9 protein-coding genes are annotated in these 19,495 nt (G+C 54.2%); 3 read left to right on the top strand and 6 right to left on the bottom strand.

The window, feature by feature from the left end; genetic code table 11:
* Positions 1 to 26 precede the first annotated feature (26 nt).
* The 6 genes from OSO_RS41945 to OSO_RS41940 form a co-directional block, all read right to left on the bottom strand.
* Entirely contained in the window at positions 27 to 2,492 is a 2,466-nt protein-coding gene (locus OSO_RS41945; protein WP_010582110.1) for a phosphoketolase family protein, read from the bottom strand.
* Positions 2,493 to 3,226: 734 nt separating this feature from the next.
* Positions 3,227 to 4,351 (bottom strand): ABC transporter permease, encoded by a 1,125-nt coding sequence (locus OSO_RS0103235; protein ID WP_010582108.1) that lies wholly within the window; start codon positions 4,349 to 4,351, stop codon positions 3,227 to 3,229.
* Positions 4,352 to 4,353: 2 nt separating this feature from the next.
* On the bottom strand, positions 4,354 to 7,152 hold the full coding sequence (gene rbbA / locus OSO_RS0103230; RefSeq protein ID WP_050985984.1) for a ribosome-associated ATPase/putative transporter RbbA: 2,799 nt from the start codon (positions 7,150 to 7,152) through the stop codon (positions 4,354 to 4,356).
* Between the two features lie 25 nt (positions 7,153 to 7,177).
* Positions 7,178 to 8,269 carry an HlyD family secretion protein gene (locus OSO_RS0103225; protein WP_010582106.1) on the bottom strand — a complete coding sequence of 364 codons (1,092 nt, stop codon included), beginning with the start codon at positions 8,267 to 8,269 and terminating at the stop codon, positions 7,178 to 7,180.
* Between the two features lie 190 nt (positions 8,270 to 8,459).
* A complete protein-coding gene (locus OSO_RS52240; RefSeq protein WP_040591582.1) occupies positions 8,460 to 10,385 on the bottom strand; it encodes a tetratricopeptide repeat protein in 1,926 nt (641 codons plus the stop codon).
* A 151-nt stretch (positions 10,386 to 10,536) separates the two neighbouring features.
* Complete coding sequence (locus OSO_RS41940; RefSeq protein ID WP_010582103.1) at positions 10,537 to 11,487, bottom strand: SgcJ/EcaC family oxidoreductase; 951 nt, start codon at positions 11,485 to 11,487, stop codon at positions 10,537 to 10,539.
* A 1,279-nt stretch (positions 11,488 to 12,766) separates the two neighbouring features.
* On the opposite strand from OSO_RS41940, the gene glgX reads away from it, so the two are divergent.
* The 3 genes from glgX (at position 12,767) to OSO_RS47380 (ending at position 19,423) form a co-directional block, all read left to right on the top strand.
* Positions 12,767 to 14,830 carry a glycogen debranching protein GlgX gene (glgX, locus tag OSO_RS0103195; protein WP_010582101.1) on the top strand — a complete coding sequence of 688 codons (2,064 nt, stop codon included), beginning with the start codon at positions 12,767 to 12,769 and terminating at the stop codon, positions 14,828 to 14,830.
* A 632-nt stretch (positions 14,831 to 15,462) separates the two neighbouring features.
* Complete coding sequence (locus OSO_RS47385; RefSeq protein ID WP_157604989.1) at positions 15,463 to 16,098, top strand: sigma-70 family RNA polymerase sigma factor; 636 nt, start codon at positions 15,463 to 15,465, stop codon at positions 16,096 to 16,098.
* A complete protein-coding gene (locus OSO_RS47380; protein WP_050985982.1) occupies positions 16,082 to 19,423 on the top strand; it encodes a WD40 repeat domain-containing serine/threonine-protein kinase in 3,342 nt (1,113 codons plus the stop codon). Before OSO_RS47385 ends, OSO_RS47380 begins: the two co-directional genes overlap by 17 nt.
* Positions 19,424 to 19,495 lie beyond the last annotated feature (72 nt).

Raw genomic sequence — 19,495 nt, 5'->3', positions numbered from 1 at the left:
TCACGCTGACCGCTCAGTGCGGTTGGCTAGACATTGTCTCCCTCGGTCGATGTGCCTCGAACTTTGGCGGGTTCCTTGGCACCCCACTTCCAACCGCTGATACTTGGCATGTCATCCCCGTGCTGAGCGATATATTCCTTGTGCTCGATCAGTTTCTCGTGGATAGCCTGCTTGAAATAGGCCGCGCGGGAGCCCAGCTGAGGCAATCGGTCAATGACATCTTCTGCAAGGTGGAATCGATCAAGATCGTTGAGTACCACCATATCGAATGGTGTCGTCGTCGTGCCTTCTTCCTTGTAGCCACGCACATGTAAGTTATTGTGATTCGTCCGCCGGTACGTCAGTCTGTGAATTAACCAAGGGTAACCGTGGAAGGCAAAAATGATTGGCTTATCCTTGGTGAATAGAGCATCAAAATCACGATCGGAAAGGCCATGTGGGTGTTCGCTTTGTGGTTGAAGCTTCATCAGATCGACAATGTTGATGACGCGAATTTTCAACTCTGGCAGGTTCTCGCGGAGAAGGTCGACGGCGGCCAACGTTTCAAGTGTCGGTACGTCGCCGCAGCATGCCATGACCACATCGGGTTCACATCCCTTGTCATTCGACGCCCATTCCCAAATCCCGAGCCCTTCAGTGCAATGCTTGATCGCTTGCTCCATTGTCAGCCATTGCGGGGCTGGCTGTTTGCCAGCGACGACAACGTTGACGTAGTTGCGACTTCGCAAGCAATGATCGGTCACCGATAACAGACAGTTTGCGTCAGGTGGAAGGTAAACGCGGACGACCTCGGCTTTCTTGTTGACGACGTGATCGATGAACCCTGGGTCCTGATGGCTTAGTCCGTTGTGATCCTGTCGCCAGACATGAGAACTGAGGAAATAGTTCAAAGATCCGATCGGCCGGCGCCACGAAATATGATTACACGTTTTCAGCCACTTGGCGTGCTGATTAAACATGGAATCGATGATGTGAATGAATGCTTCGTAACATGAGAAGAACCCGTGGCGTCCCGTCAACAGATAACCTTCGAGCCATCCCTGACACTGATGTTCGCTGAGAACTTCCATCACGCGGCCGTCAGGCGAGAGGTGATCATCTTCGGGATAGATTTCGGCCATGTAGCACCGATTCGTCACCTCCAGCACATCCTGCCAGCGATTCGAGTTGTTCTCGTCCGGGCTAAACAGCCTGAAGTTCTTATTGCCCAAGTTTAACTTCATGACGTCACGCAGGAATCTGCCCATCTCTCTCGCCGATTCTGCAACCGTGGCTCCGGGACTGGGCACTTGAACCGCATAGTCACGGAAATCCGGTATGATCAGATCCCGCATGAGGATGCCGCCATTGGCGTGTGGATTCTCGCTCATCCGGCGAGCGCCATCCGGAGCAAGTGCTTCAAGCTCGGTCTTAAACCGACCTTCATTGTCGAAGAGTTCCTCGGGCCGATAGCTCTTCATCCACTGTTCAAGAATACGAATGTGCTCCGGCTTGTCCATGTCACCCATTGGCACTTGATGACTGCGCCAATAATCTTCGCATTTCTTGCCATCGATTTCGGGCGGACAAGTCCAACCCTTTGGCGTACGGAAGACAATCATCGGCCACGCCGGGCGTTTGATGACCGCACCTTCAGCTCGAGATGCGGCCCAAATGCGTTTGATTTCCGCGACCGCGTCGTCGAGTACCCCAGCCAACTCTTGGTGAACTTTGGATGGGTCACTGCCTTCAACAAAGTAGGGTTTATAACCCATCCCTTCGAAGTATTTTTGCAGTTCGTCTTTCGGGATGCGTGCAAGGAAACAAGGATTTGCAATCTTGTATCCATTCAGATGCAGGATCGGGAGTACGCAGCCGTCGCGAGCTGGATTGAGGAACTTGTTTCCATGCCAGCCGGTCGCCAGTGGGCCCGTTTCTGCCTCACCATCGCCAACGATGCAGGCGACGATCAGGTCAGGATTGTCGAACGCGGCTCCATAGGCATGGCTCAAAGCATATCCGAGTTCGCCGCCTTCGTGAATTGACCCTGGAGTCTCTGGCGCGACGTGGCTGGGAATCCCACCCGGAAAGCTGAACTGTTTAAACAGCTTCTTCATTCCGGCCGAATCCTGGCCAATATTCGGATAAACTTCGCTGTATGTACCTTCGAGATAGGCGTGAGCGACCAGGGACGGGCCACCATGTCCGGGTCCAATGATGTAAATCATGTTCAGGTCATCTTTCTTGATGACCCGGTTCAGATGAACGTAAAGCATGTTCAAGCCCGGCGAGGTGCCCCAGTGCCCGAGCAGCCGTGGCTTGATATGTTCCCGTTTCAGTGGTTCACGCAGCAGTGGGTTATCCAGAAGGTAGATTTGTCCGACCGACAGATAGTTCGAAGCGCGCCAGTAGGCATCCATTCGGGCGAGTTCCTCGCCGGAAAGTGGACCGACCGCTGGGGCCTTGTGCTCAGTCTTCGTATTCTGTTTACCTTTGGTGCTCGTACCGGACATGTCTCGTTCCTTAATCAACGGGAAATCTTACGATGCGAAGTTCAAACGCGAATCGTATGCCAGGAATTGATCCGCTCCCGCAACTCGCGAAAGCACACCATTTAGTGCCCAAACAAGTAAAAGGCCTCGGTTGACGTGGCATTCGTTGGCCTCTTGCTGGCCAAATGATCAATTTCCTTCCATCGCTCGTTCAGAGTCCGTAACCGAGATTGATCGAGTGAGCCGTCAGTCGCACCATCCCTAGTCGTCAACGGACGACTGCGTTTGTTCTGTAACAGTCTGTTGAAGCAACGGGGACTGGCTCCGTCCTGATAAAAAAACGCCAAGACATCCTGGCGGCCAAGGTGCCTGTCCCCCTGACTTCAACAAGCTGATCGCTGAATCACGCCGATTTGTCGGTAAAAATCGAGTTAAATGATCGCGTTTGGGTCGACGCCAGAATCTTGAATGCAAGAAAACGACCGTCGAGTATCATGTGGGATTGTTCGGACGACTCCGCCTTCGTAAGAAACGTTGTCGTCGCCATGTCGTTCAGGGTGTCGTGAAAGTGATTGATCGCTTCATCCAGATGACTTCGTTCCCGACGGCGAAAACGCCGAATAGCATCACGATCGCCCTGCTGGATGACTCCACTCGACTTAATTGCGTTACGTACTGCTTATTCCAACATTGTTGAGTGCTGGATCAATTGTCGGTAAGAGCTGCCAAATTGGAAACGGCGTTCCGGCCAGTTCTTATTTTGTCACTGCAATCGATTTTCGGAAGAGAGCCAGGCTATAGATAAAGAAACCCAGTCCGATCCCGCCGACCATCAGAAATTCAAGCCATACTGCCCGAATGCCGCCACCACGATAAATAATGACCTGCGAAAAGCTGACGAAGTGTCGGGCCGGCAGAAGAAAGGTGAGGTACTGCAACCATTCCGGCATGCTCTCGACAGGTGTCGATCCACCAGAAAGCAGTTGCAACGCGACGACCACCAGAATGATCAAAAGCGCGAACTGAGCCATTGATCGCGAAATGGTTCCCAGGAAGATTCCGAGTGCCGTCGCGAAAAATAGATAGAGAACGACGCCAACGAACCACAGTGCGTACGAACCGGCGAAAGGGACTTTCAAAGTCATCTGTACCACCAGGACGAGCGAGGCCGCAGTCGCAACGAGAATCACCAGCCCGTTTGCCCAGACCTTCGCGACTGCGATCTCAAAAGAAGTCAGCGGCATGACCAGCAAGTGTTCGAGCGTGCCGTGCTCGCGTTCGCGGATGACCGCGGCGCCCGTCAGCACGATCGTCAGGAGCGTGATCTGATTGATAATTGCCACAACACTTTTGTACCACGAAGAATCTGCGTTCGGATTGAACAGCTTGCGAACGACAAGCTTGATAGAAGGCGCCGTCGTCTCATTCGTGCGTTTCAAAAAGTTTTGGATTCGATTGTTGGTGATGCTCTTCACGTAGTTGGCGCCAATGCTCGCCTGCTGCATGGCAGTTGCATCGATATTCAGCTGGATGTCCGGATTGCGCCCTGCTTTAAGGTCTGACTCGAAACGTGGTGGGACAGTGACAACGAACATAAAAAGTCCGTTGTCCATCGCATCTTGGATCTGACTGGCACTAATTGCTTGTGGTTCCTGAAAGCGCGGTGGATAAAACGCGTTGATCAATTCTTTGGACAACGCCGACCGATCCTCGTCGACGAATGCAATTGATGCGTTGTTGACTTCACTCGACGTGCCCGTCGCCTGGACATAGATTGCCAGGGAAAACGCATACCCAACGAAGATGACCATGACCACATCGCTTAAGAGACTCCGCATTTCTTTAAGCCCGAGCCACCAGATATTCAGGAGCGACGTCACAACTAGTTCTCCTGCTTTTTCAACCCGATGATACTGACCACCCAAAGGACCGGAATACAACAGCCCAGGAAAATGAGATCTTGCATCATCAGACGCGCTGCCAGCCCCTTGGTAAAAGCTCCAACGCTGGAATGCATGTAGTAGGTCGTCGGCCAAATCAAACCAACGATCCGAGCGTTTCCCTCCAGTGTTGAAACCGGCTGTAACAAGCCCGAGAACTGGATGGTTGGAACAATTGTCACGATGGCTGTGATAAACACGGCCGCAACCTGGCTGCTGGTGAAAGTCGAAATCACCATGCCGATCCCGGTCGTCGCCGTGACATAGAGCAACGTGCAAAGCGTCAGCATCGCGAAGTTCCCTTTGATCGGAACGCGAAAGAGAAAAACGGCCATGGCCGCCAGAATGAAAAAATTGAGCATGCTGATCGCGATATACGGTAGTTGTTTTCCCAGGAGATACTCCATTCTTCCGGTCGGCGTGACGTAAAAGTTGATGATCGATCCCAGCTCTTTCTCGCGCACAATGCTGACCGTCATCAGAATGGCCGGGATCAGGATGAGCAATAGGGCCGGCACACTCGGGACGATCGAGTACACGCTTTGAAATGTTGGATTGTACATATAGCGATCTTGAAAGACGGCCGTGTATTTCTCAGGACCGGTTTGCAGCCCACTGGCAGGATCTCTCAACATTCTGTTGTGAACACCTTCCGCATACTGACCGACCGTCTCACCTCGGAAGGTGTTGGCGCCGTCCACCTGTGCGAAGACCTCAGGTCCATACCCCTTACGGAAATCTCTGCCAAAGTTCGGCGGAATCTCAAGCACCATTGAGACGTCATCCGCCTGCAGTCGTGTGAGAGCCTCTTTGTCAGAACGAACGGGAGTGGTTGTCGTAAAGTAGCGGTTTGAACCGGCAAACTCTTCGAGATAAGTGCGGCTTTCATGCGATTGGTCGAGATCAAACGCGGCGTAACGAATGTGTTCGACATCGGTGGTAATTCCAAAGCCGAAAACAAGCATCATCAGCGCCGAACCGACGAAGGCGAAGGCGAGTCGAACGGGATCGCGCATGATCTGTACGGTTTCATTGCGCGTGTACGCGAAAATTCGGCCAAGGTGCAATTGCAAGCCCGAGGGCGTTGAACGGGGTGGTGGGGCCGTGGTCGGTCTCGGAGGTGACGCGCTAGATGCCGATTGATCCTTGTGTTTTCCTTGTTTCAATGCGGCATCAGCAATCGCATCTTCCATATAGCCGATAAACGCTTCCTCGAGATTTGTTGCCCTTCGCGCGTCAATTAATTTCTGAGGAGCATCGCAAGCCAGCACTTTGCCCGCATTCATGAGCGAAATTCGGTCGCAGCGCATCCCTTCGCTCATGAAATGGGTCGTGACAAAAATCGTCACCCCTTGTTTCCGCGAGAGATCAATCAACAGTTCCCAGAAGCTGTCCCGTGCCACGGGATCGACGCCGGAAGTGGGCTCATCCAGAATCAATATCTCTGGTTCGTGCAGAACTGCCACCGCCAACGAAAGGCGCTGACGTAGTCCCATCGGCAAATCGCCGGCCAGCGCATCGAGATGTGTCCCCAGACCGAATTTCTGAACGAGCTCGTTGATACGGGCTTTCGCCTTTTCTGGTGGAAGATGATACAGCCGCGCGTCCAGAACCAGATTTTGCCTGACGGTGAGCTCCCCGTAAAGCGAGAACGCTTGCGTCATGTAGCCAAGTCTTTTGCGGACTTCAATGCTGCCAGCTTCGACCGATTGCCCAAAAAGAGTCGCGGTCCCTTCCGTCGGAGGCAACAATCCGGTCAACATTTTCATGGTGGTTGACTTGCCGCAACCATTCGATCCAAGAAATCCGAATATTTCGCCGCGTTCGATCGACAGCGTGACATGATCGACGGCAGTGAAGTCGCCGAATCGGCGCGTGAGTCCCTTGGCATCAATGGCGATCTGTGACTCGCCCGCTTCCCGGGCCGGAATGACCAATTCGGTATGCCCCATCCGTTTTTCTTCCGGCAACAGTGCGATGAAGCATTTCTCCAGATCGCTCGTCCCCGTCTGTTGCATCAGCTCGGCTGGCGTTCCTGTGGCCAAGACGCGCCCCGCATCCATGGCCACGATCCAATCCCATTTTTGGGCCTCATCCATATATGCGGTCGAGATGACAACGCTCATGCTGGGGCGCCCGGCTCGGATGTCGTCGATGAGAGTCCAGAATTGCTGACGAGAGAGCGGATCAACCCCGGTGGTCGGTTCATCGAGAATCAAAAGATCAGGCTCGTGGACCAACGCCCCGCAAAGCCCGACCTTTTGCTTCATACCACCTGACAACTTGCCGGCGGGGCGATCGGCAAAAGGCCCCAGGCCCGTTGCCTCAAGGAGCTCTTTGACTTTCGCGGGACGCTCAGCGGGAGAAAGACCAAAGAGTTGAGCCATGAAATAGACATTGTCGTAAACACTGAGCTCCAAATAGAGGTTTTTCCCCAATCCTTGGGGCATATACGCAATCTGAGGACAGACCACGCGTCGATGGCGAACATCTCCGATGTCCCCATTCAGGACACTGATGTGACCCAGCTGCATTTTTTTTGACCCGGCGATCAGGGCCAAGAGTGTTGATTTGCCAACACCATCAGGACCGACAATGCCAACCATGAGTCCGCTTGGAATGTCCAGGGAGATGCCGTCGAGCGCGATCGTAGTACCATATCGGTGCGTGACCTCCTGAATGGAAATCACGGGCTTACCAATCGAGATGGCGGAAGATACGTGTGGCGCAGTAGTTGACATGAAATAGGTTTCCGCTGCGTTCTGGCTACGGTTTTACAGATGGCAACCTGTCGGTCTCATTTCCTGTCCCGGCAGACTGATTGGCAATAGGCTCTTGCGTTGAACTCGTGGACAGATCCTCTGGCTTCAGTGGAGGAGCCACGAGGTCTTGGAGCCAATTTGGCCAAACTGCATCAGCGTCGACTTTGACATAACCGATGCCGCGGACACCCGTCTTAATTCGCTCGATGTAAGCTGTGACAAGTTCGTCAGGCACCCGGATTTTGACACGGAACATCAACTTGTCCCGCTCACTCCGCGTTTCCACTTGTTTTGGTGTGAACTGTGCTTCCGGTGAAACGAAACTCACAAAGCCAGCAGCCGCTTTTCCAGGAGCATGATCCACTGTTATTCGCGCTTCGTCGCCAATCTTCAAACTGGATGCCTGACCAGCCGGAAGAAAGATTTCCATATAGACATCTTCCAAATTCACGAGTGTGAGCGCCTTGCCACCTGCAGCCAAGACCTCACCGTTTTCGGCCAATCGATAGAGGACTCGGCCTCGCACTGGCGACGTGAGTGTCGCGTCGTCAATCCTGGTTTGGATCGTTGCCACGTTGTTCTGCGCGACTTCAACCTGCTGCTGGGCGGTCCTTAAGGTGGCTTCGGCTTCTTCCAATGAAGCTTTTGTGACTTTGACCTCTTTGGTGCGACGATCAAGATCCGCCTGCGTATTGACCTTTTTCTCGAAGAGTGTGCGGGTACGTTCCAATTCGGTTTCGGCAAGTTCGAATTCACCCTGGCAGCGAATGATGGCAGATTTGCTAGCGGCCGTTCGCTCCTCCGTCGCCGCAACTGTCGCTTTAGCCTCGGCGAGTTGAGACTCGAGAGTGGAGGTGTCCATTCGCACCAGCACGTCGCCGGGCATGACAAGCTTTCCTTCGTCAACAAGGATCTCTTTCACTCTCAGTGGTTCTTTGGTGGAGACATCGACCAGCTTGGCTTCGATTCTACCGTTGCCGTATGCGATTCCCTTCGGGACCGCGTTCTGCATCGATCGCCAGCCTTGGATGCCGACGACTCCAGCCACGGTGAGAACAGCCACCAGCACAATCCAACCTAGCGATTTTTTCGACATCGAACTGCACCCCACAACAAAAGTGGCTCAGGGACGATCACGATCCCGATTAGAACTGATTGATTTTTTGTGTCACCATAAAATCATTTTTTATTTGCGCCCCTTATCGGGCGACTTGATTCGAGGCGTTGCCAAACATTCTATGCCTCTCGGCACCCCGCTGAGCGTGACCGAAATCGCGCTCCCTGATTCAACTTTTGTTGAATTGCAGCACGGGATCGTTGGCTTGGGCACCAATCATCTTGAAAAGAAACTGGGATGGGTTTGAGAGATCAATTTCCGCCAGCATCGTGCCGCCAGCATCGGGTTCGAGCGCGAGGTTGTTCTGATCGACCGCAAAGACACCTTTTACCGTCTCTTTGTCTTTGCCGCGTGTATATGTCCAGATGAAGCCACCCTCCTTCGCGAGATCGAGTTGGAACGACGCGCCCTGGCTCGATGCCTTCCACGTTCCAACCAACTTGTCGACGGTTGGGGCCCGTTCCGACGTCACGGGCGGTGGTGTGGGTGTTGGTGCGGACACGGGCACCTTCGATTGGTCCCGTGGAGTTGTCATCTCAACTAACTGTTTGAGCAGCGGGTCATTCGGTAGGCTTTCCAGTGCGAACGTGAACTGCTTCAGAGCAGCTTCCGAGTAGGTGCCCGTTAGGTAGTAGTATCCCAACAGAAAGTGAGCATCGGCCGAATTCGGGTTCGCTTTGGTGAAGTCCTCCAGCGCTCGAAGCTGCTGCGTGTAGATGTCCACACTAGGGTACAAGCTGCTCAATGTCGTCCAGTCCCAACCTGGGCCGGCAGAAAGAACGGCATAAATCGCGGCCGCCGATTCCGGATATCTCTTCAGTGAGAACAAAACAAGCCCACGAAACTCGTGAACGACAGTGTCTCGCGGCATTGACTTCAGTGTTGCCTCGAGCAGAGTAAGGGCCGTCGTCGAATCGCCCTGATAGAAAGCGGATCGAGCATCGTTAAACGCCTTCATTCCTGGGTCGACTTGCTGCGTCTGCTCTGAGAGTGGCGCTGCGGCGGCCTCTGCCGGTGCGGCTGACGTCCCGCTGTCCGCGTAACTCACAAGTGGTTGCGAGTAGTCATATCCACCACCACCGCTTCCGCCGTAATACGGATTCGAGTAGGCCGCGAGGCCGAAGCCGTAGGCGAGCCGATTAATTCCCCAACGAGTCACACCAAACGCAGCGGCGACCGGGTAGTTATCCCACATGTAGTTCCAGCCGGAACCGGGATGCCAACTGTCGTGATACCAGTCGCCGTGTTGATCATGATGTTGATCGGCGAAGTTCTGCCAGTCTTCACGATTTCCATCGCGCCAATCCTGGCGATTTCCTTGCATGTCCTCTCGGTGGTTTTGCCAGTCCTCGCGTCCCGACGACATGCGGTTACTCAAGTTACTCTGACGATCTTGGACGGACGCGGGGCGATTCGCCATTCGATCCTGCACGCCGACGCCCTGATTCGGTAGCCGTGACCCGGCGGTTCCTGTACCGAATCCCGGCAACCGAGCTGGTTGCTGGGAGATATTTGCACGATTCGCAAGCCCCTGACCGGCTCCGGCGGTCGGTCTGTTGGCAATCCCGGTCCCCGCCCCAATTCCAGCTCCAGACCCAATTCCTGGCGCTCCGGCTGGACGAGTACTCGGCAATGTCGAGGGCCGCGATCCGATTCCACCAGCGGATCCAATTCCAGGTCCGGCTCCCGGTTGGATTGGTGGACGATTTCCGATGCCGAGGTTGCTGCCTCCCGCGTTCGGCCTCGAGCCGGTTCCTGGATTGGGACGAGAACCACCAATCGTGTTCATTCCACCACCAGCGCCGCCGCCAGGACGACTATATGACGGCGAACTGCCAGTCGATGGCCGCGCACCGCCGTTCCCCCCCGCAACTCCTCCGCTCGGTCGTGCCCCGCCTCCACCCCCACCGGCGGGTCTCGCAGCACCTCCTCCTCCGCCCCCGCTAAATCCGCCTCCGCCGCCACGCCCCCCACCCCCACCGCCTCCAAATCCACCGCCTCCTCCACGGCCACCCCGGGCGAAGGCGATTTCGGTCGAAATCAATGCGACGGCGACAATCGCCATGATTGCCGTGATCAAGAGTCGTTTGTTCATCGGAAGATCTCCGGTCTATTGACGTTTCGTATTGAGGGTCGATCCGACTCGGTCGGTGCTCGATGTCAAAGTGGTGTTGCAACCTGAATTTGTTCGGCTTCCAACGTGGTTCGTTCGCGAGGAAAACCGCCAAGGACCTTGGTTGCACGCGCTACTTCGGTTGCGGCGCTTGTCGCACGACAGAGACCACAACTGGTGACAACTCTTGATCCCCCACAATCCGGTCTGCGGACCGGAACACATAGCGATCCATGCCATTCGGCTCGACGCGATTCGTTGACGATGCTGTCGAGCCATCCGCGTGCACGCTGGTCGCCTTAATGAGCCAGCCAGATTCGGTTGCGGTCCACAAGCTCTCGCCGTATCCACCTTCCGAATCAAACATCCATGCCTTGAATCGCTTCGTGAGCGGGTCCCAGCCGATCCGCTGACTGACTTTCATCACATCGCGCCCCGGTTGATGAACGGCAATTTCTTGAAGCAAAAAACTTCCGCTGTCTGACCAGCGGCATGAAGTCTTTACGATTCCTTCGCGACTCTCATCGATCCAATCACCCACAAGCCAAGCCAGAGCTTGGAGATGTTCACGGTGTGTGGGCTCCGCTGGCATATCGCGGACGACGGCCATCGACCATTTGCCATCCTTCAACGCGTGCAGCACGCTGTACCGTGCGTGTTCCGGACGCTCACCCGGCGCCGCGATCGACGTGGTCGACCCCGTTTCCAGGGCCAGTGACGTTCCAATGAAACGGATCGACTCGACCGCGACTTCAAGTTGGTTCTCCGGGCTTTCCTCGAAGATCGTTGCAAAAAGTGTCTCGATCTGGCTGCGTCCCTGGATTGTATTGTCATTCTCATCAATCACCTGGGCGTCAGGTAGATACAACTCCGCAATTCCCTTGGAATCATGTGCGTTGTAGGCCTTCACAAATGCCTCAACGACTTGACGGATTGCAGATTCCTGCGATTCCACACCTGACGTTTTCAATTCGTCCACTTTCTTGGACGTGACAGACTTCCCCGTCGGCTTGGGATCATCCGAAGCAACAGACATTGCCATGGCACTCACCAGTGCGCCCATTACGACAATCACTCGCCACATAAAGCCTCCTCTTTGTTCGATCAATACAGAGCCCCGTCGTCGCAGTATCGGGCCGACATCTCCGCATACATGCTTAGCAACTTGTTGAAGTAACGGCGACTGGCTCCGGCCAGATTGAAAACCGCCGTGACATCGTGCACGCCAAGGTGCCCGTCCTCCTTACTTCAACAGGCTGTTAGGCCTCGACCACTGGTGCCACGATCCCACTTGCAGACAGCCCCCCCATCAACGGTTCGTTGGGCATCTGGCACGCGACTCACGAAGCGGCTTCAAACCGCATTCCAGTTCACACTCTTCTGTAACGCTTTCAGGATAAGCGATCTGCACTGAGCGAAAGGCGTTCCTATTTCGGCGTACGCCACGTTGTCGGCGCTGTCGCGCAGGCGAGCATTCAAATCACAATTCGCTTGCGCGACGGTTTCAGCGAAATCACCGGCAGCCTGTACTGGCTGTGCCCGACAGGGCTGTTACAGCACAGGCATAAGATTTGCCTTTTGAACAGCCACATTCACAAAGCAACTTCGAATTATCTCAATACCATTCGGAGCCACGTCGGCGACGTGGACTAATTATTGAGCTGAAATAAACGCCAAAAAATGAATTCGCGATGAGGGGAGTCCGCTAAGGACGAACGATTCTTGGTCATTCTTGGGAGACAGGACGTGCGTCTCTTCGTTGACCGGTAATCCAAGCAATGGAACTTTGGAATTGCTGACTGGAATTCGCCGATCATCACACCAGAGTCAACCGGATAAATCAACTGCTGAGAGTAAGCACGATTTGGTTTTGCGACATTGCCAACAAGTGTCGGGTGCGCCGCTTGAGCTGTTGAAGTCTGTCACGCACCTGAAGCTCAAAGGCATTTTGGAAATTCGAGCTGGCACTCACCAAGTCAAAATCCCCTTAACCGTACGCCGACGGCTTGTCTGGCCAAAAACAAGCCAAGTGGTAAATGATCGCCGAAAATAAATGGCTTATCGATTCCCGCGCACGATGAATCCTTGAGACAGAGAGCGGCAATTCGCACCGACGCGGTCCTCTCGGAATGCCACCTGTTTGTGGCGACGCGTTCATCGTGAAATGTTACGGTGATAACAGGACGAGAATCGGCGCCAGGCGGCAGAGTGCCTCAACGAAGCGCGGATGATGCACTTGTTACAACCATGACTCCTGAAAATTCCCTGGAAGACGGGAAGATGGCATATTCAAAGGCGACGATGCATCGTCCAGTTGGCGCAATGGGTCATTCACCGAAGAAGGCGGTCGCTGAGGTGTCAAAATGAGCAATTCATTGAACGTCGGGCAAAGTACACCAATTGGTCCTACCGTGACAGAAAGTGGCGTCAACTTCAGCCTCTTTTCTCGTACCGCCACGGGTGTGGAGTTGCATTTATTCGACCGTGACAACTCAGCCAAGCCTTCCCGAGTGATACCTCTCGATCCCGTCGTGAATCGAACGTACCACTATTGGCACACGTTCGTTCCTGGCCTGCAGGCAGGTCAGATCTATGGATATCGCGTGCAGGGACCGAACGATCCCTCAAAAGGGTTGCGATTTGATCCTACGAAGTTGCTACTCGATCCTTATGGTCGTGGAATCGTCGTTCCCCAGAGCTACAGTCGAGAGACGATTGTCGCGAAGGGCGACTACACCTCCGATGCCATGAAAAGCGTTGTGGTTGATCCTGGTGCATACGACTGGGAGGGCGATGCTCCGTTGCGCCGGCCATCCTCTCGCACCATCATTTACGAGATGCACGTTCGCGGATTCACTCGACATCCCAGTTCCGGAGTTGGTGAAAAAACGCGCGGCACGTACGCGGGACTGATTGAAAGAATCCCCTACCTTCAGCAACTCGGCATCACAGCCGTCGAATTGCTACCCGTGTTCGCATTCGACGCCCAGGCCTGTCCACTTGGCCTGGTAAACTATTGGGGATATCAACCGGTTTCGTTTTTCTCTCCCCATCCGGCCTACAGCTCGCGGCAAGACGCACTCGGTCCAGTGACGGAATTCCGCGACATGGTGAAAGCCCTGCATCGGGCGGACATTGAGGTCATCCTTGATGTCGTCTTCAACCATACGGCCGAATGCGATCAATCGGGGCCCACAATCAGCTTCCGGGGAATTGACAACCCGACCTACTATCTGCTGGGTGAAGATCGATTCCATTACTCGGATTACACAGGTTGCGGCAACACGCTGAATGCCAACAATCCGATCGTCCGTCGAATGATCGTCGACAGCTTGCGATATTGGGTTCAGGAGATGCATATCGATGGCTTCCGCTTCGACCTCGCCTCGATCCTCGCGCGCGATTCGACCGGCAACGTGCTACCGAACCCCCCGGTTCTTTGGGACATCGAGTCGGATCCGGCTTTGGCTGGCACAAAGCTGATTGCAGAGGCATGGGATGCAGCCGGGCTCTATCAGGTCGGCAGCTTCGTCGGCGACACGTGGAAAGAATGGAACGGACGTTTCCGAGATGACGTTCGCGACTTCTTTCGCGGCGAACCCGGTTCGTTGCGGCGCGTCGCCGACCGGCTTGTAGGTAGCCCCGAGCTTTTTGGTCATGAAGCTCGCGACGTCGAGCAGAGTGTGAATTTCGTGAACTGTCACGACGGGTTTACCCTCAACGATTTGGTGTCTTACAACCAGAAACACAACGAGCAGAATGGTGAAGACAACCGAGATGGATCGAACGACAATAAGAGCTGGAATTGCGGTGTTGAGGGACCGAGCGACGACCCCGCTGTCGAGGAACTGCGGAACCGCCAGGTGAAGAACTTTCTGACGGTCACGATGCTCTCGCTCGGAGTGCCGATGTTCCTGATGGGAGACGAAGTCCGACGGACGCAAAACGGGAACAACAACGCCTACTGCCACGACGACGCATCGACCTGGTTTGATTGGAATCTCGTGAAGGCGCATGTCGATGTGCTCCGATTCGTCCAATTGCTCATCTCTCGCAGACTTCTTAGAGACGTGAAGCACGAGCAGCGACGAACCAGTCTCACACAGCTCATTCAAGACGCGCGAAAAACCTGGCATGGGGTGAAGCTGGGCCAGCCGGATTGGGGCGATCGTTCACAGAGCATCGTTTTCAACGCGGAACTTCAGATCGAGCACATAGAATTCATGCTGATCCTGAATGGGTATACAGAGTCGTTGGAATTCGAACTGCCGATGAAGGACGCCGACAAATCGTGGCGGCGTTGGATTGATACTGCACAGCCATCTCCGCAGGATATTACCGAATGGCAATTGGCTCCTTACGTCAGGGATCGAAGCTATCGGGCAGCACCTCGTTCGATTGTCGTGCTGTACTCAAGTCTCAGCTGACTTTCAGGCGATCACGATTCATTTCGTCCGTCTTCTTTTTCATGCTCACAAAAAACGACGGTGCTTTGGAACGGTGTGTCACACACGTCATCGCGATCCTGAGCCGACTTTGGATGGCATGGCTTGGTGCAAACGACTCCTTCGCTCCCTTTCCGACATGTGTTCTTCCGCTCCGGCTTCGGATGTTCCGGCCCCAGTGCACGGACTCCTACGCAGTGTCAGTTACTCCCCGGTCTGGTGGGCGAGTTTGGCACGTTTTGAACGTACGTAGCTTTCAAACCTGATCCTTCTACGCCGGATAAGAAGGGATGCGTGCAACATCGTCCTGGCCGCAGCCGGTCACAATCTTCGCAAGCTGTTCGAGCGGTCGTTTGACACCACGCTCTGATGGCGGCTCGCCGGTTCATATGGTGGAGAGTCTGCGTCCTGCGAGAAATTCAATCGATATTCATTTCAAACGGTTCTCGGATGAATCGACGATCCTTGGTCGATCCATTTCGAAATTTAATTGGTCAAATATTCAGGAAATTGCATGCAGTGACGTTGATCGGTACACTTCACGGTCCATTCACAAAGGTCGGGCCAATCTGGTCGAACATGCGCTCATGCCCTCTGTTTTAGGGGAGCCGTTGATGTCCTTACGTTTCGGTTCAGCTCAATTCCTCGAAGGATTTGATCAAACACTGGCGGCGGCTCGCAATGGCGAACAGTCGCAGTTGGGGGTGTTGCTGAATGTGTATCGCCGCTACCTGTTGTCCGTGGCATCGGAAAAACTTCCTCAGGAAGTGATCGCGAAGGCTGCCCCGTCCGATCTCGTGCAGGAGACATTATTTCAGGCTTGTCGTGCTTTCGAAGGGTTTCGAGGTTCGTCTGAGCGAGAATTGCGAGCCTGGTTGAATCGAATTCTCGCCCGGAAGATTATCGAGGTGCATCGCTACTATCGCGAATTTGCGAAGCGAGACATTTCACGGGAAATTCGTCTTTCCGACGCCGGGCGTGCAGGCGACGCGATGGCTAACGCGCCGGTCCATCTTGCCACTCCTGCGAGACTGGTCACGCAGAATGAAACGGCCCAGTCGTTCGACAAGGCGTTAGCGACACTATCAGCAGATCAACGACAGGCTATTCAGTTTCGTAGTATCGATCAGCTCTCATTCGAAGAGATCGGCATGCGGCTCGGAAAAACCGCCGACGCTGCGCAGAAATTGTGGGGTCGTGCCGTTCGAACCTTGAGTCGCGCGCTGAAGCCTCATGAGTCTGAAAGCTAATCGTATGGAGGAAGATCCACTAGACCGCTATGAAGAATTGATTATCGCTGAACTCAGTTCGTACCAATCCCAACTCGATTGCAAACAGGTTGGCCCCAGTCCGCCTGTTCATTCAGCAGAAATTCCAGTGGAATTGCAAAAGGATCTCGATGAATTCCGCGACTGCCTGGAATTGATTTCAATTCGAAGAAAGAGCCTGCAGGAAGGGGCTTCGGTCGATGAGTTTTCACCGCCTGATGTTGCCCCCGAGGGCGAGGCGCCAATGCACATTGGTCGCTTTGAGATTGCAGAACAGCTAGGCGTCGGTGGGTTCGGAATTGTCTTTCGCGGCGTCGACCCGGTCATGGGGCGGGAAGTGGCGATCAAGATTCCTCGCCCTGAGTTTTTGGGATCCCAAGATCTGACCGAACGGTTTGCGTCGGAAGCTGCGGCGGTCGCGCAGCTGGAGCATCCGAATATCGTTCCGGTATACGAGAGCGATTGCCTCGAGATCGTGCCTTACATTGTCATGCCATATATTCCCGGCAAGACTTTGGCCCAATGGCGAGCCATCGAAGTTGATGTTTTGCCTCGTACAGCGGCAGAGATTGTGCGTCAGCTCGCGAATGCGGTCGCTCATGCTCACGAGCGCGGCGTGCTCCATCGAGATCTGAAGCCAGGAAATGTCTTACTTGCACAACACGATGCCGCTCCTACGGGAGGCGGACTTGAGTTCGTGCCGAAGCTGACAGATTTTGGTTTGGCCAAGTGCGCCAATACGGATCGCCCCGATACGCGAACCGGTTCGATACTGGGGACGGCGAGTTACATGTCGCCCGAGCAGGTTGAGGGGCGAAGTCGCGATATCACGTCTCGGTCCGATATCTATGGGCTGGGAGTCATACTTTACGAACTATTGACGGGCGCTCCGCCGTTTCATGATGCGAATCAACTTCGAACGATTCAAAAAGTCTTGCGAGACGACCCGCCATCGCTGCGTACTTCCCGAGTGAAAGTCCCAATCGATTTGGAAGTCATCTGCTTAAAGTGTCTCGAGAAATCGCCTTCGAAACGCTATGCCTCGGCAGGCGCGTTGGCGGAAGACTTGCAATGTTTTTTGAACGGCGAACCGATTCACGCTCGCCCGCTTCCAATGCTCGCCCGAATTGGCAAGTGGAGTAAACGCAATCCGGCAACCGCAACATTGATCTCAGCCGGGATTTTATGTCTGTTTGCGATCGAAGGAATTTCTCTCAGGTACAACGGTCTGTTGAACTCACTTCATAATGTCGCCGAAGTTGAGCGCCGATCTCGACATGAAACCGCGATGATTGCCAAAAGGCGCGCGTATGTGTCGGACATGCGTAATGCGAAAGTGATTGGTGACCACAACAATATCGGCCAAATGCTTAAGCTGCTCGAACGCTATCGTTTGAAACCAGCCGAGCCTGACTTTCGCGATTTTGCCTGGTGGCATCTGTCGCGTGAGTACGAGGATTCATCGCGAGTCTTAGGGACACACGGCCGAACAGCCACTGCGGTGGCTCTGACGCACGACGGACTGCTTGCGGCTTCGGGCGGAATGGATAGCGTGATTCAGATCTGGTCGCTGCCAAAAGGCAAGCTGGTCGCAACGCTTTTGGGGCATGTCGGTGGCGCCGTTGAGTCCGTGAATTTCTCGCCCGATGGCACTCGGCTTGTTTCGGCTGGCGAGGATGGAACTGTTCGAATCTGGGATTTGGCATCGTTCAAACAGCTTTTTGTGTGCGAGGATCACAAGGCTCGCGTGTTCGATGTCATGTACTCGCCCCAAGGTGACGTCATTGCATCGAGCGGAGCCGATCAGCAGATACGTCTGTGGGATCCTGCAACCGGAGTGCAGGTCGGTGTGCTCAGCGGCCATACCAACACCGTCAACTGTTTGGCCTTTCATCCGAAGGATGGAACACTGGTCACCGGAGGGCGAGACTCAAAGATTTGTTTTTGGGATTGGAAGAATCGCTGTTTCGATCCAAGAATCGAAGGAGGAATGATTCAATTTCCCAGCCCGACGCAATACCCACGATCGTTCGTCTTCGAGCCAGAAGGAAAATCACTAGACGTCGGAGTCTCGAACGCGATGACGATTCGATTCAGCATGGAGGCCGGACAATTTGGCAAGGAAGTCCATCGACAAAGCTTAAACGGCTCGCCGAACAGTCTTGCGTGGCCGAAAAATGGTCCGCTCATTACGGCGTTGGGAAATTCCGAGATTCACATCGCGGATCGCTTCGATCCGAGCCTGCCTGGTGAATGGAAACGTGGGCATCAAGGGGCCGTCGTGTCAGTGGCCGTTTCCACCGATGGAATGTCGATGGTTTCGGCTTCGGCCGATGGCGAAGTTCGATATTGGCCTGATTTTCAGGATTACTCCCGCATCAACGTCGCGCGTGAAAAAGGGGCTGCCTGGATCGATGAGCGTCGTGTCTATGAAGTTCAGTGGCGTAATCAGTACCTTGCATCGGACTTTCAGCAACACGAAGTGGCACTGTATCGGATGCCTGAACGAAAATTGGAACGCGTATTTCCGAAATCGAACAACGACGGATTTGTGTTGTCGCCCAGTGGGAAACTTCTACTTGTTTTTCAGATGGATGGGTTACTCAGTTGTTATCGAACGGATTCCTCGCTTCCGATCTGGACCCAACAACTGCCCCCGCGTACGCAGCCGTTTTTTACGGACTTTGGTGCGATCGACAATGCGGACAATCTGGCTGCCGTCTCGTGGGGTGACGAGATGCTCATTCTTTCCATGCAAGCTCCGCAAATCTTGCGTCGTTTCAGCCATCCTGCCCGAGTTTGGCAAGTTGCTTTCACGGAGGACGAGTTCCGCCTTACGGTTCCCGTTTCCGCCTGTCACGACGGCGCCATTCGATTCTGGGATCTGGCCTACGCACGTCTGCATAACACGTTGCGTGCGAATATCGGTCCAACATATTCCGTGGCGATTTCAGCCGATCGAACCTTCCTCGCCACGGCTGGCGAGGACTATTCGGTACGGGTATGGCGCTTTAAGAATCTGGAGCCGGTCGCTGTGCTTCCCTCGAGCGAACGTCCGGGACCTTCCAGAATAGTTTTTTTGAATGGAATGAGCGGATCTGAAATTCTGGTTCGGCAAAATTTCCAGCTCAGTCTTTGGGGGATTCAAGATGATGCGGAACTGCTCGCTTTTCCTGATTGCGGTCAGTTCGGGGCATTATCCATCAGTCCAGATGGAAGACAACTTGCCGTTCCGCAGCATGGTTGGGTTCGGCTCATCGACGGAAGACGCAAGTTTCAGCTAACGAATGGGCCGATCCACTACTAAGAAGCCACAGACAATTTCAAATATTCTTCCATTAAGGCAACCTTCGATAATTGGTTCGGTACGAACTTTCTC

This window comes from Schlesneria paludicola DSM 18645, from assembly GCF_000255655.1.
Classification (GTDB): domain Bacteria; phylum Planctomycetota; class Planctomycetia; order Planctomycetales; family Planctomycetaceae; genus Schlesneria; species Schlesneria paludicola.
This window is presented reverse-complemented; position numbering and strand designations above follow the sequence as displayed.